Annotated in this window: 21 protein-coding genes and 1 tRNA gene; 15 read left to right on the top strand and 7 right to left on the bottom strand. The window is 64.0% G+C overall.

The window, feature by feature from the left end; translation table 11 throughout:
• Positions 1 to 58: 58 nt before the first annotated feature.
• Together ygfZ and AC4D2Q_RS02215 are read left to right on the top strand one after the other, a co-directional pair.
• The gene (ygfZ, locus tag AC4D2Q_RS02220) at positions 59 to 1,150 is read left to right on the top strand and encodes a CAF17-like 4Fe-4S cluster assembly/insertion protein YgfZ (protein WP_490944592.1); all 1,092 of its coding nucleotides are present in this window, start codon (positions 59 to 61) and stop codon (positions 1,148 to 1,150) included.
• 53 nt (positions 1,151 to 1,203) lie between these two features.
• Positions 1,204 to 1,581, top strand: a complete 378-nt coding sequence (locus AC4D2Q_RS02215) for an ankyrin repeat domain-containing protein (RefSeq protein ID WP_490944590.1) — start codon at positions 1,204 to 1,206, stop codon at positions 1,579 to 1,581.
• Positions 1,582 to 1,608: 27 nt separating this feature from the next.
• Here AC4D2Q_RS02215 and AC4D2Q_RS02210 read toward each other — a convergent pair whose 3' ends face one another.
• The 5 genes from AC4D2Q_RS02210 to AC4D2Q_RS02190 all read right to left on the bottom strand — a co-directional run bounded on the left by AC4D2Q_RS02210 (position 1,609) and on the right by AC4D2Q_RS02190 (position 5,561).
• Positions 1,609 to 2,328 (bottom strand): GNAT family N-acetyltransferase, encoded by a 720-nt coding sequence (locus tag AC4D2Q_RS02210; protein ID WP_490944588.1) that lies wholly within the window; start codon positions 2,326 to 2,328, stop codon positions 1,609 to 1,611.
• A 75-nt stretch (positions 2,329 to 2,403) separates the two neighbouring features.
• Positions 2,404 to 3,432 carry a 6-phosphofructokinase gene (locus tag AC4D2Q_RS02205; protein WP_490926431.1) on the bottom strand — a complete coding sequence of 343 codons (1,029 nt, stop codon included), beginning with the start codon at positions 3,430 to 3,432 and terminating at the stop codon, positions 2,404 to 2,406.
• A gap of 146 nt (positions 3,433 to 3,578) precedes the next feature.
• Positions 3,579 to 3,818 carry a PspC domain-containing protein gene (locus tag AC4D2Q_RS02200; protein WP_400931124.1) on the bottom strand — a complete coding sequence of 80 codons (240 nt, stop codon included), beginning with the start codon at positions 3,816 to 3,818 and terminating at the stop codon, positions 3,579 to 3,581.
• An 82-nt stretch (positions 3,819 to 3,900) separates the two neighbouring features.
• Entirely contained in the window at positions 3,901 to 4,158 is a 258-nt protein-coding gene (locus AC4D2Q_RS02195; RefSeq protein ID WP_490944586.1) for a hypothetical protein, read from the bottom strand.
• Complete coding sequence (locus AC4D2Q_RS02190) at positions 4,155 to 5,561, bottom strand: PspC domain-containing protein (RefSeq protein WP_490944584.1); 1,407 nt, start codon at positions 5,559 to 5,561, stop codon at positions 4,155 to 4,157. Before AC4D2Q_RS02190 ends, AC4D2Q_RS02195 begins: the two co-directional genes overlap by 4 nt.
• A 122-nt stretch (positions 5,562 to 5,683) precedes the next feature.
• Between AC4D2Q_RS02190 and AC4D2Q_RS02185 the strand changes: the two genes are divergently transcribed.
• Both AC4D2Q_RS02185 and AC4D2Q_RS02180 read left to right on the top strand, forming a co-directional pair.
• The gene (locus AC4D2Q_RS02185) at positions 5,684 to 7,051 is read left to right on the top strand and encodes a PspC domain-containing protein (RefSeq protein ID WP_490944582.1); all 1,368 of its coding nucleotides are present in this window, start codon (positions 5,684 to 5,686) and stop codon (positions 7,049 to 7,051) included.
• Positions 7,048 to 7,701, top strand: a complete 654-nt coding sequence (locus AC4D2Q_RS02180; RefSeq protein WP_490944580.1) for a LuxR C-terminal-related transcriptional regulator — start codon at positions 7,048 to 7,050, stop codon at positions 7,699 to 7,701. Before AC4D2Q_RS02185 ends, AC4D2Q_RS02180 begins: the two co-directional genes overlap by 4 nt.
• On the opposite strand, the gene AC4D2Q_RS02175 is transcribed toward AC4D2Q_RS02180, so the two are convergent.
• Entirely contained in the window at positions 7,698 to 8,918 is a 1,221-nt protein-coding gene (locus AC4D2Q_RS02175; protein ID WP_490944578.1) for a pyridoxal phosphate-dependent aminotransferase, read from the bottom strand. The two genes, AC4D2Q_RS02180 and AC4D2Q_RS02175, sit on opposite strands and share 4 nt — an antisense overlap.
• A gap of 390 nt (positions 8,919 to 9,308) precedes the next feature.
• Between AC4D2Q_RS02175 and AC4D2Q_RS02170 the strand changes: the two genes are divergently transcribed.
• The 9 genes from AC4D2Q_RS02170 (at position 9,309) to AC4D2Q_RS02130 (ending at position 15,926) form a co-directional block, all read left to right on the top strand.
• Positions 9,309 to 9,381: transfer RNA gene (locus tag AC4D2Q_RS02170), tRNA-Trp, on the top strand.
• An 84-nt stretch (positions 9,382 to 9,465) separates the two neighbouring features.
• A complete protein-coding gene (secE, locus tag AC4D2Q_RS02165) occupies positions 9,466 to 9,747 on the top strand; it encodes a preprotein translocase subunit SecE (RefSeq protein WP_400931134.1) in 282 nt (93 codons plus the stop codon).
• 101 nt (positions 9,748 to 9,848) lie between these two features.
• Complete coding sequence (gene nusG, locus AC4D2Q_RS02160; RefSeq protein WP_400931136.1) at positions 9,849 to 10,640, top strand: transcription termination/antitermination protein NusG; 792 nt, start codon at positions 9,849 to 9,851, stop codon at positions 10,638 to 10,640.
• Positions 10,641 to 10,770: 130 nt separating this feature from the next.
• Positions 10,771 to 11,202 (top strand): 50S ribosomal protein L11, encoded by a 432-nt coding sequence (gene rplK / locus AC4D2Q_RS02155; RefSeq protein WP_104052758.1) that lies wholly within the window; start codon positions 10,771 to 10,773, stop codon positions 11,200 to 11,202.
• A 141-nt stretch (positions 11,203 to 11,343) separates the two neighbouring features.
• A complete protein-coding gene (gene rplA / locus AC4D2Q_RS02150) occupies positions 11,344 to 12,051 on the top strand; it encodes a 50S ribosomal protein L1 (protein WP_490944576.1) in 708 nt (235 codons plus the stop codon).
• A 107-nt stretch (positions 12,052 to 12,158) separates the two neighbouring features.
• Positions 12,159 to 13,259, top strand: coding sequence for a GNAT family N-acetyltransferase (locus tag AC4D2Q_RS02145; RefSeq protein WP_490944573.1), 1,101 nt, complete (start codon positions 12,159 to 12,161; stop codon positions 13,257 to 13,259).
• 288 nt (positions 13,260 to 13,547) lie between these two features.
• On the top strand, positions 13,548 to 14,111 hold the full coding sequence (gene rplJ / locus AC4D2Q_RS02140; protein ID WP_268910939.1) for a 50S ribosomal protein L10: 564 nt from the start codon (positions 13,548 to 13,550) through the stop codon (positions 14,109 to 14,111).
• A gap of 78 nt (positions 14,112 to 14,189) precedes the next feature.
• Positions 14,190 to 14,564 (top strand): 50S ribosomal protein L7/L12, encoded by a 375-nt coding sequence (rplL, locus tag AC4D2Q_RS02135; protein WP_400931145.1) that lies wholly within the window; start codon positions 14,190 to 14,192, stop codon positions 14,562 to 14,564.
• A 207-nt stretch (positions 14,565 to 14,771) separates the two neighbouring features.
• Complete coding sequence (locus tag AC4D2Q_RS02130; RefSeq protein WP_490944571.1) at positions 14,772 to 15,926, top strand: ArsB/NhaD family transporter; 1,155 nt, start codon at positions 14,772 to 14,774, stop codon at positions 15,924 to 15,926.
• A gap of 7 nt (positions 15,927 to 15,933) precedes the next feature.
• On the opposite strand, the gene AC4D2Q_RS02125 is transcribed toward AC4D2Q_RS02130, so the two are convergent.
• Positions 15,934 to 17,154: an acetyl-CoA C-acetyltransferase gene (locus AC4D2Q_RS02125; protein WP_490944568.1), complete on the bottom strand. Its 1,221-nt coding sequence runs from the start codon at positions 17,152 to 17,154 to the stop codon at positions 15,934 to 15,936.
• Between the two features lie 563 nt (positions 17,155 to 17,717).
• Between AC4D2Q_RS02125 and rpoB the strand changes: the two genes are divergently transcribed.
• A complete protein-coding gene (rpoB, locus tag AC4D2Q_RS02120; RefSeq protein ID WP_490944565.1) occupies positions 17,718 to 21,218 on the top strand; it encodes a DNA-directed RNA polymerase subunit beta in 3,501 nt (1,166 codons plus the stop codon).
• 96 nt (positions 21,219 to 21,314) lie between these two features.
• The gene (locus AC4D2Q_RS02115; protein WP_490926443.1) at positions 21,315 to 25,205 is read left to right on the top strand and encodes a DNA-directed RNA polymerase subunit beta'; all 3,891 of its coding nucleotides are present in this window, start codon (positions 21,315 to 21,317) and stop codon (positions 25,203 to 25,205) included.
• Positions 25,206 to 25,248: the final 43 nt, after the last annotated feature.

The following is a 25,248-nucleotide window of genomic DNA, read 5'->3' as shown; positions in this document are numbered from 1 at the left end:
TTCCTGTACCGCAGCTGCCGGGCGGAATAGCCGCCCCTGCGAGGACGTTGCACGCTTTATGACTTATGTGAGCCCTCTCCTGTCCCGCCACGGCGCGGTGGAAGCCGGCGGCCTTGATGCCGGTGTCGCCGCCCACTACGGTGACCCCCTGCGAGAACAGCGCGAACTGGCGCGGGGCAACGCCGTGACCGACTTGTCGCACCGCGGCGTGGTTACGGTCAGCGGCCCCGACCGGCTGAGCTGGCTGAACACCCTCTCCTCCCAGAACGTGACCAACCTGCAGCCCGGGGAAAGCTCGGAGCTGCTGCTGCTGAGCGTCCAGGGCCGGATCGAGCACGACGCACGGCTTGTCGACGACGGCGCCGCCGCCTGGCTGATCGTCGAAGCAGCCGAGGCGCCGGCTCTTGCCGAGTTCCTGCAGCGCATGAAATTCATGCTCCGGGTGGAAGTGGCCGACGTCAGTGCCGACTGGGCCGTAGCCGGAACCACCTCGCCCGTTCCGGAATGGTCCGGGTACCGCTCCTGGACCGATCCGTGGCCCAACGTCGGCCCCGGCGGATTTGCCTACTCAGTGGTGCCGGAGGACTCCCATCCCGGACGTGACAGGCCCTGGCAGGAGTACCTCATTCCGGCGTCGGAACTGGAACAGGCAGTGGAGGCCTCCGGCCGCTCGCTGGCCGGCACCATGGCCTCCGAAGCCCTGCGCATTGCCGCCTGGCGTCCCCGGCTGGGTGCAGAAACCGATGAGAAGACCATTCCGCACGAACTGGACCTGATCCGTACCGCGGTTCACCTGGCCAAGGGCTGCTACAAGGGCCAGGAAACCATCGCCCGCGTGCACAACCTGGGCCATCCGCCCCGCCGGTTGGTTTTCCTGCAGCTGGACGGGTCCCAGCACACCCTTCCCGCCCCGGGGAGCACGGTTCTGCTGGGTGAACGCAAGATCGGCACCGTCACGTCCGTGGCACAGCACTATGAAATGGGCGCGGTTGCCTTGGCCGTCATCAAACGGTCAGCGGATCCCAGCGTCCAGCTGGTGGTCGACGACGACGGCGAGCCCTACGCGGCTGCCCAGGAAACCATCGTGGCTCCCGACGCCGGCGCCGTCGTGGGACGCGCCACGGGCTTCCTGCGGACACCGCGGCCCTAGCAGCACCCCGCAAAAAGACGTCAGACCCGGATACACCCCCCCAGAGGAGATCTATGAGCACCCCGGAACCCCGTCCCGAGATCGACGACGACATCATTGAGCTTGCGGGCCTGGTGTTTGACGCCGCGCGGGCCGGAGACACCGAAGGAATCCGCGGCTACTTGGACGCCGGGGTCCCGGTGAACCTGACCAACGGATCCGGGGACACCCTGGTGATGCTCGCGTCCTACCACGGGCATGCGGACCTCACCGCTTTGCTGGTGGAACGGGGCGCCCACGTGGATACGCAGAATGACCGGGGCCAGACGCCGCTGGCAGGCGCCGTATTCAAGGGCTACCCGGAGATAGTGAAGATCCTTGCCGCCGCCGGAGCGGATCCGGACGCCGGTACGCCTTCCGCGCGGGCAACCGCAGAGTATTTCTCCCGGTAGGAACTGCTGGAACTGCTCTAGCCGGCGCTAAGAAGACAGCCGGACTTCCGAGCGGATGCCAGCCGCGACGAAGCCTGCTCCTGCTGCGGTCCGGGCGGCGCCAACGTTGTCCAGCGGAACCCTGTACTGCGGGATCAGCCCGGCAGCCATGGACTCCTCGACGGCCACGGACGTGATGTGGCGCCCCAGCCCCCGCCTGCGGTACGCCGGAGCGGTCAGCGAGACGATGTCCGCGAGAATGCCGTCGCGGATGCTGTAGCCCGCTCCGGCCAGGGGAACAACAGCGTCCGTACTGTCATCCACCACTATGAACAGCTGTTCCTGGTGTGCCAGACCCGCCTCAGCCACGTCATCGGGCGGGCACAGGCGTTCCAGCTGAACAGCTAAGTCACGGTCCTCGCTGACGGCAAGTTCGTCCTCCGGCTCCACCGGCGGCGGAAACGAATCGGCAAAACAGAGGTGTTCGGAGCTGACCGTCCGCCCGCCGTACTCCTGTGAGAGGCCGGCGAGGGCAGTGTGCCGGCTCAGCTCGTCCGCTGACTTGCCGCGTGCGCGACGGATGGCCCATTGGGGTCCGCAGAAAACTTCGCGCCCAAACAGCCGGGTAAAGGACACGCTGGGTGACTGGTCCTGGACGCTGTAAATGCGGGTGCCGTCTGGGGCACCGGCCAATGCATCGTCTGCCAGACCGAGGCGCCGGGACCAGGCGAGCTGAATGATCGCAATCGTTCCGGGGTCCAAATTCATACGTTTCAAATTACACCGGTCTGCACATTGCACCGTTCACCATTGCGCGAGGCCGCTGCCAAGGTGCCTGCCGGTTTAGCCAAACAGAATGGCTGCTTCGTCGTACCGGCGCTGGGGGACCGTCTTGAGGTTGTCCAGGGCCTTCTCGAAGCCCACGTGTGCGATGTCCGTGCCGTGCAGGGCCACCATGGTGCCCCACAAGCCGTCGATGACCGAGTCCACGGCCGCCATGCCCAGGCGGGTTGCCAATACGCGGTCATAGGCGGTGGGAACGCCGCCGCGCTGGATATGTCCCAGGACCGTGGCGCGGGTTTCGATGCCGGTGCGGGCCTCAATCTCCGGGGCCAGCAGTTCTCCGATTCCACCGAGCCGGGGCCGGCCAAAGGCATCCAGCCCGCGCTCGGAATGGGGGGACTCCATATCGGTGGTGACGAAGCCTTCGGCGACGACGACGAGAGGCGCACGGCCGCGGTCCCGGGCCTGGGTGACCCACTCCGCGATCTGGTCCAGGCTCTGCGGGTTCTCCGGGATCAGGATGGCGTGTGCTCCGGCAGCCATGCCCGAGTGCAGGGCAATCCAGCCAACGTGGCGGCCCATGACCTCGGCAACCATGCAGCGGTGGTGGGATTCGCCGGTGGTCCGCAGCCGGTCAATGGCCTCGGTCGCGATCTGCACCGCTGTGTCAAAGCCGAAGGTGTAGTCGGTCGCATCCAGATCGTTGTCCACGGTCTTAGGGACGCCCACGATGTTCAGCCCGGCGTCGGTGAGCCGCTGCGCAGCTGCCAGCGTGCCCTCGCCGCCAATCGCGATGATGGCATCGACCCCCAGCCGGTCCATCGTGGCCTTGATGTTTGCGGGTCCGCCGTTGGGTCCGTCGAAAGGATTGGTGCGGGAGGTTCCCAGAATGGTTCCGCCCTGCTTCGAGATGCCGCGCACACTGCTGCGGGGCAGGTCGATGATGTCGCCGTCCACCACTCCGCGCCATCCGTCCAGGAAGCCCACGAATTCCACATCATGAACCTTGATCCCCTTCAAAACCGCTCCGCGGATCACTGCGTTGAGTCCGGGGCAGTCGCCTCCGCTGGTCAGGATGCCGATCTTCATGGTTGAAACCTCTGGTTCGGTTGTGCGCGGCTGGTGGATCTTCAGCCTCGATTCTAGCCACCGCCGGGCCGGCAGCCATCGCAGCGGGACTCAACCGGCGTCATACGGGGCAAATGAGATGCCCCCGGGCCAGCTGGGCCGCCGGACTAGCGGTTTCCGAGCAGGCGTTCCAGGACAATGGTGCCGTCGGTTTTGGGCAGCAGGAGCCAGGCGGCGAGGTACGTCCAAACGCCTACGAACGGGAGCAGGAAGCTGAGCAGGACGGCGATCCGCACCGCCGATACATCCCAGCCGTACCGGTCGGCAATTCCTGCACAGACGCCTCCTGCCCAGCCGCGGGTCCTGCGGACGGGGGAGGAACGCAACATATTAAAGAAACGGTTCATAATCTACAGACTGCCTGTTCTGGAAGTGATTGGAAGGCGTTTCCGCCCGGGGTGAAACAGCATTGCGTTCGGCGCCTGATTCTCAGGGGCGTTCCCGGTTGCGGCCGCCCATTGCGGCAATGGCGCCGCCGATCAGCAGGGCGGCTCCTGTGCCAAGGGTCAGGCCGAGCAGGACGGCCAGCGGATCGAGCCTGATGGCGGTCAGTTGCCAGGCCAGCAGAAGCGCGCCGACGGCGGTGATAAGCAGCCCCCACACAATGGTGGATGTGCGGGGTGGGCGCCTGCCGGGAACCGGGTCAGAGGAGCTGTCGAAGGCAATATTGGAGGGGGAGGTCGTCATCGGTTCAAGTCGCTTTCGTTCACGGTCACCAGCACGGTGCTGGCGGCTCCCTTGATGCGCAGCACGAGGGCCTCGCCCTCCGGGTCATTCAGCCGCTGGTCGGATGACTTCCACAATCCGCTGGAATCGGTGAGGCTGACACCGTCGTCGATCATTACACTGCCGGCAAACATGTCTGCACGGACCACCACGGGGATGTTGTCCGGCACCAGGATGGTGAGGTCGCTCGCAGCGAGGCCCACCGGTACCTCCACTGGAAAGTCTGTTTCGTTGGAAAGGTAGCGCAGGTCCAGCTGCCCATCGACGCCTGCGAGCGTATAGCCGGCCGTGGCAGGCTGCGATGTGGTGGGCACCCAGTCGGCTTGGTTGGCCACGACGACGGTGCCGTAGGTACCGAGGTTGGTGCCGGCAACGCCGGCCGCAACCAAGGCGGCGACGGCTGTCAGCCCCAGGATTCCGGAGGACCTGCCCAGCGCACCGAGGACGACTATTCCGAGCCCGTTGGCTACGGCAGCGGCTGCAAGGGCCACGGCCACGGGATGTTCAATGCTGACGTAACCGGCATAGTCCAGGGTCAGGACCGTGCCGATAACCAGCAGCACGGCTCCCAGGACCACCGCCGCTTCGGCCGCGGCCGGAGAGGTCCGGGTCCGGCCGCGGTCGGTCTTTGCCGCTTTGGCCCCTCGTGGTTCGGGGAAGTCCGGCGGATTCGGAGTCGGAGTGCCGGGTGCATACTGGTACGACGCCGGCGGAGCGTCCGACGCCGGCCCGGCGGCGCCTCCCGCTGAAGACGGGCTGGTGCGGAGTTTTTCCGGTCTGCGGCTGGAACGGGTGAAGACCCAGTAGGCCACCAGAGCCAGCCCAACAATCCAGAAGAGCGTCCAGAAGAATCCACCCAGAAGTCCGTCGCCCGCCCAGAAGATGCTGGGGCTGCCCGCCCCCAGGAGGCAGGCCACCAGGGCTCCGGTGGTTCCGGACGTCCAGGAACCGCGCAGTGCTTCCTCGGTGTGGATGCGTCCGTCCGGTTCCGGCAGCAGGGCCCAGGCCAGACCGTAGAGCAGCAGACCGCCCCCGAACAGTCCCAGCACGATGAACAGGCCCCGGACCAGCACGGGATCCAGACCTGTCCGCGCCGCGATGCCCGAGCAGACTCCGCCCAGCCACCGGTCTTCTTCTCCGCGGACAATGCCCAGGGACCGGAGCCAGGTGAAGAATCCGTTTGGGCGGGGAGCAGTGTCGGTTCCGGTTCCGGCGCCGGAACCGGAACCTGCCCCGGGGACCCGGTGCGAGCCCGATGCCGAAAACGGCGGAAGCGGCAGGGTGGGATTGTCCGCTGGGGTGAAAGGCGGCAGGGGTTCAGTGGGGGAGCCGGACGAATCCGGATCTGCTGGGTGCGGGTTCATAAGACCATCTTTGTTTGCGCAGCAGCCGGAGCGCATCGGGGACTTCCCTGAGCGGACCCTGAAAACGCCCTGAACATCAGCTGGAGACCCGTAATCCTCCCCGGATGCGGGCGAGGACGTGCTTGGATGAAGATATGTTGGCTCCGCTGCTCCGTCCGGATCACCGCCTGATGGCAGGCGTCTGCTCCGGCGTTGCTGCGCATCTGGGCTGGTCCGTAACCTTGGTCCGCGTGCTGATGGCGGCGCTCGCGCTGGCCGGAGGGGCCGGGGTGGTTCTGTATGCCTGGCTGTGGGTTCTGGTGCCCACAGCCGAGGAAGCGGCTGCCGGCGCCGAGGCGGACCGCAGCCCGCGCAGTGTGGCAAGGAACTTCGCGGAGTACCTCAGCCGACAAGATCCTGCAGCCTCCGGATCCGATCCGGAGGCTGCCCGCGCCGCCCGTTCCGGCTGGGTTGCGGCGGCGGCCAGCAGAGAGGTTCTGGGCGGACTGGCGCTGCTGTTTGTCGGGGGCGCATTCATTGCCCAGCGGTTCGGCGCACAGGTGAACTGGCCGGTGCTGCTCCCAGTGGGGACAATCGCCGTCGGAGCCGTCCTGGCCTGGTCCCAGCTTGATGAAACCCGGCGGGCAGGACTCATTAGCAGTGCGGGCGCGGACCGCCGGTCCGGGGTCCTTCGGCTGGCGGCAGGGTTGCTGCTGGTTATTGTCGGAGTGCTGCTCATGGTTTCCGATGCCTTCGCCTGGGACATCCTGCTCGCCGGGCTGCTGGCCGCCGCCGCTGTCCTGGGCGGCGTGGGGCTGGTCTTCGCACCCTGGGCCGTCAAGTACTGGCGTGACTTGGAAGCAGAGCGGGCAGGGCGTATCCGGGAACGCGAACGGGCCGAAATTGCCGCCCACCTGCACGACTCGGTGCTGCAGACCCTTGCCCTCATCCAGAACCGGGCCGGTTCGGAGCAGGACGTTCTGCGTCTTGCCCGCGCACAGGAGCGCGAGCTGCGCCGCTGGCTCTATCTCGACGATCCGCGAACGGCCGGTCAGCTGTCGGAGGCCATCACCGCCGCCGCAGCGCATGTCGAGGACGAATACGGGTATCCCGTGGAAGTGGTGGCCGTTGGCGATGCATCGCTGACCTCCGCGACGGAAGCCATGGTGCTGGCCGCACGGGCAGCGCTGATCAATGCGGCCCAGCACGCACCGGGTCCGGTGTCCGTCTATGTTGAATGCACCCCGGACAGAGCGGAAGTGTTTATCCGCGACCGGGGTAAAGGATTCAATCCTCAGCAGGTTCCCGCTGACCGCCTCGGTGTCCGCGAATCCATTGTCGGACGAATGAAGCGCCATGGGGGCACCGCCGTTATCCGCAGTGGAGCGGACGGAACAGAAATACGCCTGGCGCTTCCGCTCACCCGCACGCCTCCGGAAAACCCGGAGAACCACCCCGCATCAGACATTCCCCACGCATCGGACATTCCCCACGCATCGGAGCAACCATGATTACCGCCCCCATCGACGTTGTGGTCGTGGACGACCACGCAATTTTCCGCTCCGGCCTCAAGGCTGACCTGGACGCCCGGCTGCGCGTGACGGCTGAGGCGGACACTGTGGAGGCGGCCGTTGCCGCGATCCGCACGCACCGCCCCGCCGTCGTCCTCCTGGATGTCCATCTGCCCGGCGGGGTGGGCGGCGGCGGAGCGGAGGTCATCGCCGGCTGCCGGGACCTGCTCGGAACAACGCGCTTCCTGGCCCTGAGCGTTTCGGATGCGGCTGAGGACGTGGTGACCGTAATCCGCGCCGGAGCCCGCGGCTACGTCACCAAAACGATTTCCGGCGCAGAAATCTCCGACGCCGTCGTCCGGGTGGCCGGCGGCGACGCGGTGTTTTCACCGCGGCTTGCAGGATTCGTGCTCGATGCCTTCGGGACGGCCGCGGTGGCGGCGGTCGACGACGAACTCGACCGCCTTTCCGCCCGGGAACTGGAAGTTATGCGGCTGATCGCGCGGGGCTACAGCTACAAGGAGGTGGCCCGGGAACTGTTCATCTCCGTCAAGACGGTGGAAACCCACGTTTCGGCCGTCCTGAGGAAGCTGCAGCTCTCCAACCGGCACGAACTCAGCCGGTGGGCCGCCGACCGGCGCCTGCTCTAGGCAGCGCGGCCGAGGAATTCCGTCAGGCGGGACATGCCCTCGGCAAGGTCCTCATCGCCCAGCGCGTAGGACAGGCGAAGGTAACCGGAGGGGCCGAACGCCTCGCCCGGAACCACCGCCACCTCCACCGTCTCCAGGATCAGGGCGGCCAGCTCAGCGGAGGTCTGCGGGCGGATCGGACCGTTCACACCCGGGAACTCCTTGCCGAGCAGCCCGCGCACATCCGCATAGGCATAGAAGGCGCCTTCGGGCATGGGGCATTCGACGCCGTCAACGGAGTTAAGCGCCGCAACCATGGCCTTGCGGCGGCGGTCGAAGGCCTGCTTCATTTCCTCAACGGCGGTCAGCGGACCGGAGACAGCGGCAAGGGCCGCCATCTGGGACACGTTGGCAACGTTGGAGGACAGGTGTGACTGCAGATTGGTAGCGGCCTTGATGACGTCGGGGGCGGCGATCATCCATCCCACCCGCCAGCCGGTCATCGCGTAGGTCTTGGCCACACCGTTGAGCACAACCACCTTGTCGCCCAGCTCCGGCGCCGCCGTCGCAATGGACGTGAACTCCACGCCGTCGTACGTCAGGTGCTCGTAGATCTCATCGGTGACCACCCACAGCCCGCGGGCAGCAGCCCACCGGCCGATTTCGGCAACCTGCTCGGCGGGATAAACGGCGCCGGTGGGGTTGGAGGGAGAGCAGAACAGCAGCAGCTTGGTCTTATCGGTGCAGGCAGCTTCCAGCTGCTCGACGGTAACCATGTAGCCCTGCTCGGGGCCCGCGAAGACTTCCACCGGAATGCCGCCGGCCAAACGGATGGCTTCGGGATACGTCGTCCAGTAGGGGGCCGGCAGCAGGACTTCATCGCCGGGATTCAGGAGGGTGGCAAACGCTTCATACACGGCCTGCTTGCCGCCATTGGTGACCAGTACCTGGGACGGCTCCACGGCATAACCGGAATCCCGCAGGGTCTTGTCTGCAATGGCCTGCTTCAGCTCCGGGAGCCCGCCGGCGGGGGAGTAGCGGTGGAAGCGCGGGTTGCGGGCGGCCTCCACTGCTGCGTCGACAATGTAGCCGGGGGTCGGGAAGTCGGGCTCACCGGCACCGAAACCGATAACCGGGCGGCCTGCGGCTTTGAGGGCTTTCGCCTTGGCGTCTACGGCAAGGGTCGCGGACTCCGCGATGGAGGCGATTCGCTCTGAAATTCGGCCGGTGGAAGGCATGGCGTTCCCGTCTGTGGTTGCAGTTTGATTCTCAATGGAACATGTGGCGTGCGGGGCCGCCGACTTCCCGGCGGCCACTTCCAGTTTAGGTGCAGCAGCGTGCGGCCGCCGTTTCTTACGTCGGCATCTGGCGGAAGAAACGGCCGGTGAAGCCGCTTTTGCCTGTCCCGAAGGCGCTCCCGGAACGCTCCCCTTAACGCATTCCGCAACGCTCGGCGCGATGGTGCCGGGGCACTGCTGGGACACTGCCGGGACACTGTCCGGAGCGCCGGTTCGACGGGAGGCGAATCTTTGAGTAGACTTGATCTTCGTGTTGAAGTCATGACACTGGTCTGTGCCTGTCGCCGGTTCGCTGACGAGGGGTATTACCGGTACAGTGGGTTCTTCCATAGGGTAGTGGCGCAATTGGTAGCGCAGCGGTCTCCAAAACCGCAGGTTGCAGGTTCGAGTCCTGTCTGCCCTGCGCACGGCTGTCATCACGGCAGCTCAGCAGAAGTCCTTCATGAAGCAGCAGTCCCAGCACATGCTGCGGCTGTGAACCGAACAGATGAGTGAGGCGATGGTGACCGAGACAGCTGCCAGCAGCTCCAAGGGACACCCCTCCAGCGGGCCCAAGAAGCGCGGCTTCTTCGCGGCAATTGCGCTCTTCCTGCGTCAGGTTATTGCGGAACTGAAAAAGGTGGTCACTCCCACCCGCAAGGAACTGCTGAGATACACCATTGTGGTTCTGGCCTTCGTGGTCGTGATGATGATTATCGTGACAGTTCTGGATTTTGTCTTTGGTGCAGGCGCGCTGGCGATCTTCGGCTCGGGCAGCGGCGAAAGCTGACTCCGGGCCTGCGTTTCGCCCCAAGGGCAGGAACCTCAGGCCTTTGAGCTAGAGCCAGTGACAAACCCCATAGAGCTCTGAAGAAGAAAGCAGGAATCTACGTGTCCGAGCAAGAACTCGAATCACAGATCAATGACGAAGCCGCTGATCTGGATGCCGAGGATGAAACAACCGCAGCAGACGCCGTTGAGGCGCCCGCCGAGGCTGACGTTCCGGCAGAGGATGCCGACGCCGCCGACGAGGTTGTGAACTCTGATTCCGCAGACTCCGAAGACTCAGAAGAAGAGCCCGAGGAAGATCCCGCAGAAGCCTTCAAGGCCAAGCTTCGCCGCCAGGAGGGTGACTGGTACGTCATCCACTCCTACGCCGGTTATGAAAACCGCGTGAAGGTCAATCTTGAGACCCGCATCCAGACCATGGACATGGAAGATAACATCTTCGAGATCCAGGTTCCGATGGAAGAAGTCGTCGAGATCAAGAACACCACCCGGAAGATCGTCAACCGGGTCCGTATTCCCGGCTACGTTCTGGTGCGCATGGAACTGACCGACGCCTCCTGGGGCGTTGTGCGTCACACTCCCGGTGTTACCGGCTTCGTGGGCAACGCCCACAACCCGGTGCCGCTGAGCCTCAAAGAGGTTTACTCCATGCTGGAGCACACCGTGGTGTCCCCGAAGATCGAAGCCGGCAAGCCCGCGCAGGAATCTTCGAACTACGCAGTGGACTTCGAGGTTGGCGAGCCCGTCACGGTCAACGAAGGACCGTTCGAGACGCTCCAGGCCACGATCTCCGAGATCAAGCCCGAGTCGCAGCAGCTGGTGGTCCTCGTGACCATCTTCGAGCGCGAGACTCCGGTGACGCTTGGCTTCGGCCAGGTCACCAAGCTGCAGTAGTACAAAAGACTTCGTTGTCTGCAGGTCCGCTTTACCCTGCCGGCAGCGTCCGGCCGCCACGCCATGGCGGCCACCAACCCGGACGGACGCTCCTGTTCCCCGGGAACATAATTTAGAGAAGGACCCTTTCATGGCCCCCAAGAAAAAGGTCACCGGCCTCATCAAGCTGCAGATCAACGCAGGTGCCGCCAACCCGGCTCCTCCGATCGGTCCGGCACTTGGCCAGCACGGTGTCAACATCATGGAATTCTGCAAGGCGTACAACGCTGCAACGGAATCCCAGCGCGGCAACGTTATCCCGGTTGAAATCACCGTTTACGAAGACCGTTCGTTCACCTTCATCACGAAGACCCCGCCGGCTGCACAGCTGATCAAGAAGGCTGCCGGTGTTGCCAAGGGTTCCGCAACCCCGCACACCGCCAAGGTTGCCAACCTGACCCAGGCACAGGTCGAAGAGATCGCCACCATGAAGATGGAAGACCTCAACGCCAACGACGTCAAGGCTGCTGCCAAGATCATCGCCGGCACCGCCCGCTCCATGGGCATCACCGTAGAAGGCTAATTAGCCTTTTTCGTGAGGCGGGTCCGCCCGCCGAGCAAACATTTACACTTTCAAAAAGCTGTTCGTGCCACAGGGCACGACGGCGCGTGGCAGGGCCGAGCGCGGTCCGACAGACCACAACTGCACAAGGAGAAAAAGCAGATGGCAAAGCGCAGCAAAGCATATGAAGCAGCTGTAGCCAAGATCGATGCGGACAAGCTGTACGCACCGGTTGAGGCTGTAGAGCTGGCAAAGGAATCCAACCCCTCCAAGTTTGATGCGACCGTTGAGGTTGCTTTCCGACTGGGCGTTGACCCCCGCAAGGCCGACCAGATGGTCCGCGGCACGGTTAACCTGCCTCACGGTACGGGTAAGACTGCCCGCGTCCTGGTTTTCGCAACGGGCGAGAAGGCAGAGCAGGCTATTGCAGCCGGCGCTGACTTCGTCGGTTCCGATGACATGATCGAAAAGGTTGCAGCAGGCTGGGTCGACTTCGACGCCGCCGTTGCCACCCCGGACATGATGGGCAAGGTTGGCCGCCTGGGCCGCGTGCTCGGCCCGCGTAACCTGATGCCGAACCCGAAGACCGGCACGGTTACCCCGAACGTCGCCAAGGCTGTTAGCGACATCAAGGGCGGAAAGATCGACTTCCGCGTTGACAAGCACTCCAACCTTCACTTCATCATCGGCAAGGTGTCCTTCGATCAGCAGAAGCTGGCCGAGAACTACGCCGCAGCCCTTGAAGAAGTTCTGCGCCTGAAGCCGTCCGCGTCCAAGGGACGCTACATCCAGAAGGCAACCGTTTCCACCACGTTCGGCCCGGGCATCTCCGTTGACCCGAACGTCACCAAGGTTCTTGCCGACGCATAGTCCGGCTTAGGGGCGCCCGCGTCCCGGATCTGTCTTAGAGGCGGCCGCAGCATTTCGCTGCGGCCGCTTTTTTGTGCTCTGGCTCCAGGTCGGGCAGGATGTGGGCCATGACACTTCCAGTTGCAGAGATAGCACCGATGCCCATTCCTGCGAGCCTGGATTCAGCTGATCCTGCCGCGGCGGGCTTCACTGCCGCGGTCGAGCTCCTGAATGCGAATCTGCGGGAGATCTGGGGCAACGACGACTTTCGGGACGCGCCTGCGACGCAGCTGGCTGGCTTCCACCCTTCACCGATGAGGCGGCGGCTCCTGCTCGGGGCATGGGTCGGTGATGAGCTGGCGGGGGTGGCCACGCTGAAACTGCCGCTGATGGATAACACCCACTCTGCCTGGGTGCATGTGACAGTGGCTCCGGCTTTCCGCCGTTGCGGCCTGGGCTACCGGTTGTATGCAGCAGCTGAACAGGCGGCGGCAGCCGACGGGCGAACGACCCTTCTGGGGGAAACCGACCATCCGGTGTTCTCCGGCGTTGTTACCTCTTCCATGCTGGCCCCGAAGAGCGGGACCGGGGTTATTCCCAAGGACGGCGCCGCGTGCTTCGCCGCGGACCGGAACTTTGACCTGGAGCAAGTGGAACGCGTGAGCCTCCTGGACCTGACAGGCAGCACTGACTGGCAGGAACTGCTGGACTCGGCCGCGACTGCCAGCTCAGAGGAGTACGCCCTGGAATTCTGGCAGGGGGCCTGCCCTGAACACCTTGTGGATGCCTATGCGCTGCTGCGGCAGAAAATGAGTACCGATGCGCCGATGGCAGGCCTGGACCTCGAGGAGGAACAGTGGGACGCCGCGCGCCTGCGCGAGGGGGAGCGGAAGGTGCGTGAAATGGACGCCGAGGAGCTGGTAACTGCTGTCCGCCACGTTCCCACCGGACAATTGGCCGGACACACGGTGCTCATGGTTTTCAACAGCAACCCTGAGGTGGCCTTCCAGGATGACACCCTGGTTCTGGAGGAGCACCGGGGACACAGGCTGGGCATGCTGCTCAAGGCTGCAAACCTGGTGCGGCTGCGCGAGGCACTTCCCGGGGCGTCGCGGGTCTGGACCTGGAACGCGGCCGAAAACGGATACATGCTGTCCATCAATGAGATGCTCGGTTTCGCTGCGGTGGGATACTCCGGGGAGTGGCAGAAGGTAGTTCCCAAAGCCTGACCGGACCGGATTTGTCCCGCCGGGAAATCTCCCGTACGCTGGATATACCAAAGACCGTCGGTCGATGTGCTTTCAATCCCACTCTCATCCTGGATCTCCGGGACCGCGGGTGGACTCCGGTTGATCGGACATCCGAAAGTCCCTTCAGAGGGCGGCCTGCGCAGGTGAACGAACTCAGCCACATGGTGCGCCTCAACGCGTGCCTGCTGCTAAGCCCCGTGCATCTGCCCGGGGCGTTTTTTATGTTCGGGACCCGATCCACCGGCACTATTCCCCGGAAGGAGGGTTATGGCAACGCCAACAAAGGTAACGGCAGTTGAAGAAATCACCACCGATTTCAAGGAATCAACCGCTGCTGTCCTAACCGAATACCGCGGGCTCACCGTTGCACAGCTCAAGGAGCTGCGTCGTTCGCTCGGCCAGGACACCAAGTACTCGGTCGTCAAGAACACCCTGACTGGCATTGCAGCCAAGGAAGCCGGCATCGACGCGTTCGACGGCCAGCTTGCCGGCCCCACTGCAATTGCCTTCATCAAGGGTGACGCAGTTGCAGCTGCAAAGAGCCTGACGGATTTTGCCAAGACCAACCCGCAGCTGATCATCAAGACCGGTGTCTTCGAGGGCAATGCCCTGGACGCTTCCGGTGTTGCCGCCCTGGCTGCCCTTGAATCCCGTGAGCTCCAGCTTGCACGCGTCGCCGGTGTCCTCAAGGCACCGATGTCCATGCTGGCACGCTCGGTCGACGCTCTGCGCGTGAAGCTTGAAGAGGGAAGCGATTCTGCTCCCGCCGCGGAAGAGGCTCCGGCCGCCGCAGAAGAAGCTCCGGCCGCAGAAGCAGCCACCGAAGAGTAATCGCTCTTCCAATCCACACTCCGGTGCCGACGCACCAATAAGGTGCCCGCGCACCACTTATAGGAAGGACGCCACACCATGGCGAAGCTGACCAACGAAGAGCTCATTGAAGCCTTCAAGGAACTGTCCATCATCGAGCTCTCCGACTTCGTGAAGCTCTTCGAAGAGACCTTCGACGTTACCGCTGCTGCTGTTGCAGTTGCCGGTCCCGCCGCCGGTGCTGCCGACGCCGAGGAAGAGAAGACCGAATTCGACGTCATCCTCGAAGCTGCCGGTGACAAGAAGATCGCAGTCATCAAGGAAGTTCGTGCCCTGACTTCCCTGGGCCTGAAGGAAGCCAAGGACGTTGTAGACAGCGCCCCGAAGGCTGTCCTGGAAGGCGCTACGAAGGAAGCCGCAGAGAAGGCAAAGGAAGCCCTCGAGGCTGCCGGCGCCACGGTTACCGTCAAGTAGTAGATTTTCCTCCGCAGCTTCGGCTGCCGGATTCATCAAGGCCGCGTTCCGCAAGGAACGCGGCCTTTTTGCATGTCCGGGCTGTCTGCCGTGAAGCCGCCGGTCCGGAGGAAGCACACTGCGCTGGCGCACGGTACTACTGTGGACCCGGTTGATGCGGATCTGACGGCGTGCTTCGGAGAATCTGCCGGGGAGGGAACAGGGTCTATGGCACGGATGGTGCTGCTGTGGATTCTGGCTGCCGGCGCGGCTGCCTGTATTCTGACGGGCGCACTGCCGCTGTCAGAGGCCCGTGCGCTGCTGGACCGGATAGGGCCGGTCCTGCTGTTCGTTACGGCAGCGACCGTCGTCAGCTGCCTCGCAGATGCAGCCGGCCTGTTCCGGGTGGCCACCCGCTTCATTTCGAGGGCCGGCCGCGGCCGCATCTTTGTCCTGTGGCTGCTGGTGCTTGCGCTGACTGTTCTTTCCAGTGTTTTTCTGTCGCTGGACACGGCCGTTGTGCTCGTTGCTCCGCTGGTAATTTCCCTGGCCTGGTCCGCGCGGATTCCGCCCATCATTTTTGCGGTGAGTACAGTGTGGCTGGCTAACACCGCCTCCCTGCTGCTCCCCGTGTCCAATCTGACGAATCTCCTGGCCCAGCAGCGGGCGGACCTCCATCCGGTCGCCTACGCCGGACTTGTCTGGGCTCCCGCGCTGGCCGGGATCCTGGTTCCTGCCCTGTTGCTGTGGCTGGTCTTCCGCCGGCAGCTGCGGGGACGCTATCTGCCGCCGCAGGACCCGGTGCCGGTGCCGGACCGCGGTCTGCTCGTGCTGAGCACGGTGGTGGTGGGCCTGCTGCTGCCCGCGCTGGTCAGCGGCATCGACGTATGGATCCCCGCCGGCCTGGCGGCACTGGTACTCGCCGGAGGATTCCTGGCCAAGCAGCGCACTGCCCTGAGGCTGGACATTCTGCCGGTGCAGCCGGTTGTTCTCTCTGTCTCCCTGTTCGTCCTGGTCCAGACCGCCCACGCGCAGGGATTAACCGGGTTCCTTGCTCAGGCAGCGGGGTCCGGAGAGGACTTCGGCGCCCTCCTGCAGCTGGCGGGCGCAGGTGCAGTCGCTTCGAATGCCGTGAATAATCTGCCTGCTTATCTTGCCCTGGAGCCGTGGGCTGAGAGTCCCGTCCGGCTGGCATCCCTGCTGGTCGGCGTGAACCTTGGCGCTGTTGTGACGCCCTGGGGCTCGCTTGCGACGCTGCTCTGGTATGACCGCATGCGTTCGCTCGGCGTGAGAGTCCGCTGGGGACGGTTCATTGCTGCCGGCCTGGCTGCCGCCGTCGTTACCGTGGTGGCGGCGACGGCAGCCCTTACGCTGGCCAGTTGATGCGGGGTTAGGCTTCGTCGCGGAACAGCAGCAGCGCTTCACCCTGTCCGCCGCCTCCGCAGAGGGCAACGGCAGCCTTCCCGGAGCCGCGGCGCTGCAGCTCGAGGGCCGCGGTCAGTGCCAGCCTGGCTCCGGAGGCACCAATGGGATGGCCGAGGGCAATTGCTCCGCCGTAGAGGTTGCACTGCTCCAGATCCATGCCGAGCTCGTTGAGGGACTGCACGGCAACCGCTCCGAAAGCTTCGTTGATCTCGATGAAGTCCAGATCCGACGTGCTCCAGCCGGCCCGGTCAAGGGCGGCAAAAACAGCGTTGGAGGGCTGGGAATGCAGGCTGTTGTCGGGGCCGGCCACCTGTCCCGGCGCGCCGACGACGGCGAGCACCTCCAGGCCGTTCTCCTCTGCGTAGGTGCGGGTGGTGAGGATCAGCGCGGCAGCGCCGTCGGACAGCGGGGAGGAGTTTCCGGCTGTGATGGTGCCTTCGGCGTCGAAGGCCGGGCGCAGGCCCGCCAGTGTTTCAGTGGTCGTATTGGGCCGGATGCCCTCATCCGAGGTAAGGACAAGGGGTTCCCCGCGGCGCTGGGGAACTGTCACCGGCACAATCTCGGCGTCGAAAATGCCTGCTGCGACGGCGGCTGCGGCCCTCCGGTGCGAGGCGGCGGCGACTTCATCCTGCTCGATCCGCTTGATCGCCAGCTTGGTGTTGCCGCGTTCCGTGGAGACACCCATGGAGTCATTGTCGAAGGCGTCGGTGAGGCCGTCGTGTGCCACCGCATCAAGGGCTGCGATGTTGCCGTAGTTCCAGCCCTGGCGGGATCCGGGCAGCAGGTGCGGCCCGCGTGTCATGGATTCCTGCCCGCCGGCCACCACCACGGTGGCTTCCCCGGCCCGGATGAGCCGGGCGGCGTCGATCACTGCGGCCAAGCCCGAGAGGCAGACCTTGTTTACCGTGACTGTGGGTACGTCCCAGCCGATGCCCGCCTTGATGGAGGACTGGCGCGCAGGGTTCTGCCCGCAGCCTGCCTGGACCACGTGGCCCATGATCACGGCGGAGACGTCTTCTGCCCGGACGCGGGCCTTTTCCAGTGCGCCCGTGATGGCAAAGGCGCCAAGTTCAACGGCTGTGAACGGTGCCAGCTGGCCGTTCAGCCGGCCCTGGGGGGTGCGGGCACCGCCGACAATGACCACGTCGGTTCCGGCTGCGGCATCTTGGAATGGGCGGTTGCTCATGGCTGGGAATTCACTTTCGTCGTTGAAATCTATCGTTGAAATCTCGGGGTTTCCGGCGATTGTTCCCGCAGGGCGAACCCGAAGCACGCCGGATCCCGCAAGGGGGAGTGGCACCGGGCACACACTCAGCGCTGGAACAAGGGTACGCCAAGCAATCGGGCCCGTGGAGAGCAGGGTCACAGCGCGGTGATGCACAGGGCACCCCCGACGCACGGAATCGGGTCATCGTGCGGTAAGGTATCTGTATCCGATGCGTCAGCGGTGCGCCGGTGTAGCCTGTAGTTCCCCGCAAGAACGGTGTTCCGGAGATCCAATCCAGAGCAGACCGGCGGGTTGAGCATGACGCAGGGTAAGGGACCGGGTAGACTTGTCTGCCCACAATGCCCTATAGTGGATATTTGCTTCCCTCTCTTAACCTTCAGCCTTCATATAGCGGTGGGCTTTGTCCTGTGCCAGGCAGCGTTTCGCGCGCCCGGCAGGACGCAAGGACGCACACGGACCAGGTCCGTTAGTGCAGAGAAGGAGGCGCGAAACACGCCTGAAGGTCTGTGGAAGGATCCCTCTTGGTCGCCTCGAGCACCTCTAATAATGCAACCGCTAACATCCCGGAGAACATCGCTCCCCGGATTTCATTCGCAAAGATTCACGAACCGCTTGACGTTCCCAATCTTCTTGCCCTGCAGACCGACAGCTTTGACTGGCTTGTCGGCAACGAGCGCTGGAAAGCGCGCGTAGAAAAGGCAAAGCAGACCGGGGAGCAGGGCATTGCCACTACTTCCGGTCTGGCTGACATCTTCGAGGAAATCTCCCCGATCGAAGACTTCCAGGGCACCATGTCCCTGAGCTTCTCCGAGCCGGAGTTCGCCGACCCGAAGTACACCATGGCGGAGTGCAAGGACCGGGACGCCACGTACTCGGCCCCTCTGTACGTTAAAGCCGAATTCATGAACAACAACACGGGTGAAATCAAGCAGCAGACCGTGTTCATGGGCGACTTCCCCCTCATGACAGACAAGGGAACGTTCGTCATCAACGGCACCGAGCGTGTTGTTGTTTCCCAGCTGGTCCGTTCGCCGGGCGCCTACTTCGAGCGCACCGCCGACAAGACCAGTGACAAGGACATCTACACCGCGAAGATCATTCCTTCCCGCGGTGCATGGTTCGAACTGGAGATCGACAAGCGCGACCAGGTGGGCGTCCGCCTGGACCGCAAGCGCAAGCAGTCCGTCACCGTGCTGCTGAAGGCACTGGGCTGGACCGAAGGCCAGATCCTGGAAACCTTCGGTGAATACGACTCCATTCGCGCCACCCTGGAAAAGGACCCGACGGAAACCCGCGAGGATGCCCTGCTGGACATCTACCGGAAGCTCCGTCCGGGCGAGCCGCCCACGGTTGAAGCTGCCCAGACTCTGCTGGACAACCTGTACTTCAACCCCAAGCGCTATGACCTGGCCAAGGTTGGCCGCTACAAGATCAACCGCAAGCTGGGCATCGACAAGCCGCTGACGGATTCCGATGCTTCGGTCCTGAACAATGACGACATCGTCGCCATGATCAAGTTCCTGGTTGCCCTGCACGCCGGTGAAAAGACCGTTCCGGGCAAGCGCAACGGCGAAGATGTCGACATCCGTGTTGAGGTCGATGACATCGACCACTTCGGCAACCGCCGCATCCGCGCCGTGGGCGAGCTCATCGAGAACCAGATCCGCACGGGCCTGTCCCGCATGGAGCGCGTTGTCCGTGAGCGCATGACCACCCAGGACGTCGAGGCCATTACGCCGCAGACGCTGATCAACATCCGCCCCGTCGTGGCAGCGATCAAGGAGTTCTTCGGAACCTCCCAGCTCTCGCAGTTCATGGACCAGAACAACCCGCTCGCCGGACTGACGCACAAGCGCCGCCTGTCCGCGCTGGGCCCGGGTGGTCTGTCCCGTGACCGCGCAGGCATGGAAGTCCGAGACGTCCACCCCTCGCACTACGGCCGCATGTGCCCCATCGAAACCCCTGAAGGCCCGAACATTGGTCTGATCGGTTCGCTGGCGTCCTACGCCCGGATCAACGCGTTCGGCTTCATCGAGACCCCGTACCGCAAGGTCATCGACGGCGTTGTCACCGACCAGGTTGATTACCTGACCGCTGATGACGAAGTTGAGCGCACCATTGCCCAGGCAAACGCTCCGCTGCGCGAAGACCAGCACTTTGCCGAGGACCTCGTCCTCGTCCGTGCCCGCGGCGGTTCCGGCGAGCCCGTTCTCGTTGAGCCCGAAGGCGTGGAGTACATGGACGTCTCCCCGCGCCAGATGGTGTCGGTGGCTACGGCCCTGATTCCGTTCCTGGAACACGATGACGCCAACCGCGCCCTCATGGGTGCGAACATGCAGCGCCAGGCTGTGCCGCTGCTCCGTTCCGAGCGTCCCGTTGTGGGTACCGGCATGGAGAAGTACGCCGCCGTTGACGCCGGTGACTCCGTTACCGCCGTCAAGCCCGGTGTTGTCACCGAGGTCTCCGCTGAGCTCGTTACCGTCATGAACGACGACGGCACCGAGTCCAACTACCCGATCATGAAGTTCGCACGCTCCAACCAGGGCAACGCGTACAACCAGCGGGTACTGGTTTCCGAAGGCGCACGCGTCGAGGTCAACAGCATCATCGCCGACGGTCCCTCCACGGACCAGGGTGAACTGGCTCTGGGTAAGAACCTGCTCGTGGCATTCATGTCATGGGAAGGCCACAACTACGAAGATGCCATCATCCTCTCGCAGCGCATGGTCTCCGACGATGTCCTGACCTCCATCCACATCGAGGAGCACGAAGTTGATGCCCGCGACACCAAGCTTGGTGCCGAGGAAATCACCCGTGACATCCCGAACGTGTCCGAGGAAGTGCTCTCCCAGCTGGACGAGCGCGGCATCATCCACATCGGTGCCGAGGTTGAAGCCGGCGACATCCTGGTTGGCCGCGTCACCCCCAAGGGTGAAACGGAACTGACTCCGGAAGAGCGCCTGCTGCGCGCCATCTTCGGCGAGAAGAGCCGCGAAGTCCGCGACACTTCCCTGAAGGTTCCCCACGGCGAGTCCGGAACGGTCATCGGTGTCCGCATCTTCGACCGCGACAACGACGACGAGCTGCCCCCGGGCGTGAACCAGCTGGTGCGCGTCTACGTGGCGCACAAGCGCAAGATCACGGACGGCGACAAGCTGGCCGGCCGCCACGGCAACAAGGGCGTCATCTCCAAGATCCTTCCGATCGAAGACATGCCGTTCATGGAAGACGGAACCCCCGTTGACATCGTCCTGAACCCCCTGGGTGTTCCGGGTCGTATGAACGTGGGCCAGGTTCTGGAGATCCACCTGGGCTGGGCTGCCAAGCAGGGCTGGAAGATCGACGGCGATCCGGAATGGGTCAAGAACCTGCCGGCACTGCCGCGCGAGTCCGGTCCCACCACGGTTGCCACCCCGGTGTTCGACGGTGCCAGCGAGGACGAGATCACCGGCCTGCTGGATTCCACCAACGTGACCCGTGACGGCAACCGCCTGATCGGTGCTTCCGGTAAGGCCAAGATGTACGACGGCCGCTCCGGCCAGCCGTTCCCGGAACCCATCTCCGTGGGTTACATGTACATCCTGAAGCTGCACCACCTTGTTGATGACAAGATCCATGCACGCTCCACCGGCCCGTACTCCATGATCACGCAGCAGCCGCTGGGTGGTAAGGCACAGTTCGGTGGCCAGCGCTTCGGTGAAATGGAAGTTTGGGCCCTGGAAGCGTACGGCGCCGCCTACACGCTGCAGGAACTGCTCACGATCAAGTCCGATGACATCCATGGCCGCGTGAAGGTTTACGAGGCCATCGTCAAGGGCGAGAACATCCCGGAGCCCGGCGTTCCCGAGTCCTTCAAGGTGCTCATCAAGGAAATGCAGTCGCTCTGCCTGAATGTGGAAGTACTCTCCACCGAGGGCAACACGATCGAAATGCGTGACTCGGATGAAGAAGTCTTCCGGGCCGCGGAAGAACTGGGTATCGATCTGTCCCGCGCAGAGCCCAGCTCCGTAGAAGAGGTTTAGCCGAGCCGGCCGGTCCGCGTCAGCGGACCGGCCTCCGGCAGCCCCTTCCCGTACCCGAGACATTCAGATTTAGAGAACAAGAGAGAACAGGGACCCATGTCCAACGATTCCACGTTCGGCCTCATGCGAATCGGCCTTGCCACTGCGGATGAAATCCGCGGCTGGTCTTACGGCGAAGTCAAGAAGCCGGAAACCATCAACTACCGAACCCTGAAGCCGGAGAAGGACGGTCTTTTCTGCGAAAAGATCTTCGGTCCTTCCCGCGACTGGGAATGCTACTGCGGTAAGTACAAGCGCGTGCGCTTCAAGGGCATCATCTGTGAGCGCTGCGGCGTCGAGGTTACCCGTGCCAAGGTGCGCCGCGAGCGCATGGGCCACATTGAGCTTGCAGCTCCCGTAACCCACATCTGGTACTTCAAGGGTGTCCCGTCCCGTCTGGGCTACCTGCTGGACCTGGCTCCGAAGGACCTCGAAAAGGTCATCTACTTCGCCGCCTACATGATCACCTCGGTGGACGAAGAAAACCGCCACGCGGAACTTCCGAACCTGCAGGCCGAGCACGACCTGGAGCGCAAGCACCTCGTCGACCAGCGCGACGCTGACATTGCTGCCATCGCCAAGGATCTTGAGGGCGAAATTGCTCGCCTTGAGGGTGAAGGCGCCAAGGCAGCAGACAAGAAGAAGGCCCGCGACTCCGCCGACCGCCAGATGGCCAAGGTCCGCCGCGACGCCGACAACAACATCGAGCGCCTCGAGCAGGTTTGGGAGCGCTTCAAGAACCTCAAGGTCGGCGACCTGGAGGGCGACGAAGGCCTGTACCGCGAACTGCGGGACCGCTACGGCCTGTACTTCGAGGGCTCCATGGGTGCCGAAGCCATCAAGCAGCGCCTTGAGGACTTCGACATGCAGGCTGAGTCCGAGCTGCTGCGCGACATCATCCAGAACGGCAAGGGCCAGCGCAAGACGCGTGCCCTGAAGCGCCTGAAGGTTGTCAACGCATTCCTGACCACCACCAACAGCCCGCTGGGCATGGTCCTGGACGCTGTCCCGGTCATCCCGCCGGAACTGCGCCCGATGGTACAGCTCGACGGCGGCCGTTTCGCGACGTCCGACCTCAACGACCTGTACCGCCGCGTCATCAACCGCAACAACCGCCTGAAGCGCCTGCTGGATCTCGGTGCCCCCGAGATCATCGTGAACAACGAAAAGCGCATGCTCCAGGAAGCTGTTGACTCCCTGTTCGACAACGGCCGCCGCGGCCGTCCGGTCACCGGACCGGGCAACCGCCCGCTGAAGTCGCTCTCTGACATGCTCAAGGGCAAGCAGGGTCGTTTCCGCCAGAACCTTCTGGGTAAGCGCGTTGACTACTCCGGCCGTTCCGTCATCGTTGTTGGCCCGCAGCTGAAGCTGCACCAGTGCGGTCTGCCCAAGCAGATGGCTCTGGAGCTCTTCAAGCCGTTCGTGATGAAGCGCCTGGTTGACCTCAACCACGCACAGAACATCAAGAGCGCCAAGCGCATGGTCGAGCGTTTCCGCCCGCAGGTCTGGGATGTCCTGGAAGAGATCATCACCGAACACCCGGTGCTGCTCAACCGTGCACCCACCCTGCACCGCCTGGGTATCCAGGCATTCGAGCCGCAGCTGGTGGAGGGCAAGGCCCTTCAGCTGCACCCGCTCGTCTGCGGTGCGTTCAACGCTGACTTCGACGGTGACCAGATGGCAGTACACCTGCCGCTGAGCCCGGAGGCCCAGGCCGAGGCACGCATCCTGATGCTGTCCTCGAACAACATCCTGAAGCCCTCGGACGGCCGTCCGGTGACCCTGCCTTCGCAGGATATGATCATCGGCCTGCACCACCTCACCACCAAGAAGGAAGGCGCAGCAGGCGAGGGCCGGTTCTTCTCCACCGTGTCCGAAGCCCTGATGGCGTTCGACCTCGGCGAGCTGGACCTGAATGCCCAGGTCAGCATCCGTCTGGACGGTTTTGTCCCCTCCTCGGACCGGCCGGCTCCGGAAGGCTGGGAAGAAGGCACTCCCGCCCTCATCCAGACCTCCCTCGGCCAGGTCATCTTCAACCAGACTCTGCCGGCGGATTACCCGTGGGTTGAGAAGGTTGCAGACAAGGGCCAGCTGTCCACCATTGTGAACGACCTGGCAGAGCGTTACCCGAAGGTCATGACGGCGGCAACGCTGGATAACCTGAAGGACGCCGGTTTCTACTGGGCCACCCGCTCGGGCGTTACCGTTGCCATCTCGGACATCTCTGCGCCGATCGATAAGCCCGCCATCATGGAGGTTTACGAAGCACAGGCCGCCAAGGTTGAAAGCCAGTACGGCAAGGGCCTGATCGCCGAAGACGAGCGCCGCCAGGAGCTCATCGACATTTGGAACAAGGCAACGAACGAAGTTGCTGCGGCCATGCGTGCGAACATGCCCAAGGAAAACAACATCAACCGCATGGTGTCTTCCGGAGCCCGTGGTAACTGGCTGCAGGTTCGCCAGATTGCCGGTATCCGCGGCCTGGTGGCCAACCCTAAGGGTGAGATCATCCCCCGCCCGATCAAGTCCTCGTACCGCGAGGGCCTGTCGGTGCTGGAGTACTTCATCGCCACCCACGGTGCCCGTAAGGGTCTTGCCGATACCGCTCTGCGTACCGCCAACTCGGGTTACCTGACCCGTCGTCTGGTGGACGTTTCCCAGGACGTTATTGTCCGCGAGGAAGACTGCGGCACCGAGCGCGGCCTGAACGTGACCATCGCGGTTCCGGACTCCAACGGTGAGCTGCAGCTGCACGAAGAGGTCGAGAACTCGGCGTACGCCCGTACGCTGGCCACCGACGTCGTCGACCCCCAGGGCAATGTCCTGGCCAAGGGCGGCGACGATGTGGGCGACGTCCTCATCGCAAAGCTGTTCGAAGCCGGTGTCACCGACATCAAGGTCCGCTCCGTACTCACCTGTGAGTCCGCCGTCGGTACCTGCGCACTGTGCTACGGCCGCTCCCTGGCCACGGGTAAGACCGTGGACATCGGCGAGGCCGTGGGCATCATCGCCGCACAGTCCATTGGTGAGCCGGGTACCCAGCTGACCATGCGTACCTTCCACACCGGTGGTGTTGCTTCCGCGGAAGATATCACCCAGGGTCTGCCCCGTATCCAGGAGCTCTTCGAAGCACGTACCCCTAAGGGTGTTGCTCCGATCTCCGAGACCGCGGGCCGGGTCACCATCGAAGAGTCCGACCGCCAGATGCGTCTGGTTGTCACTCCCGATGACGGCTCGGAAGAAATTGCGTACCCGGTCCTGCGCCGTGCCCGCCTGCTGGTTGCCGACGGCGACCACGTTGAGGTTGGCCAGCAGCTGGTCTTCGGTGCGGTGGATCCCAAGCAGATCCTCCGTATCCTCGGCCCGCGCAAGGCACAGGAATTCCTGGTGGACGAAGTCCAGCGCGTGTACCGCAGCCAGGGTGTAGGCATCCACGACAAGCACGTGGAAGTCATTGTCCGGCAGATGCTGCGCCGCGTGACCGTGATCGAGTCCGGCGATTCGGACCTGCTCCCGGGTGAGCTGGCCGAGCGCCGCCGCTTCGAGAACGAGAACCGCCGCGTGGTTTCCGAGGGCAAGCGACCGGCTTCCGGCCGTCCCGAGCTCATGGGTATCACCAAGGCGTCGCTGGCAACCGAGTCCTGGCTGTCCGCTGCTTCCTTCCAGGAAACCACCCGCGTCCTGACGCAGGCGGCCATGGAAGGCAAGAGCGATCCGCTGCTCGGCCTCAAGGAAAACGTCATCATCGGTAAGCTGATCCCGGCCGGAACGGGCCTGCCCCGTTACACCGAGGTCACTGTCGAGCCGACCGAAGAAGCAAAGGCCAATCTGTTCACCGGCCCCAGCGCCTTCAGCGACTTCGACTACGCCGGAGTGGACGGCGGCCTGAGCCCCGAGTTCCACGCCATCCCGCTGGATGACTACGACATGGGCAGCGACTTCCGCTAACCCGCAGCGCTGCCGCCGGCTTCCCTGCCTGCTGCAGTAAGGA

It is taken from the genome of Arthrobacter sp. TJ-178, assembly GCF_058269275.1.
This window is presented reverse-complemented; position numbering and strand designations above follow the sequence as displayed.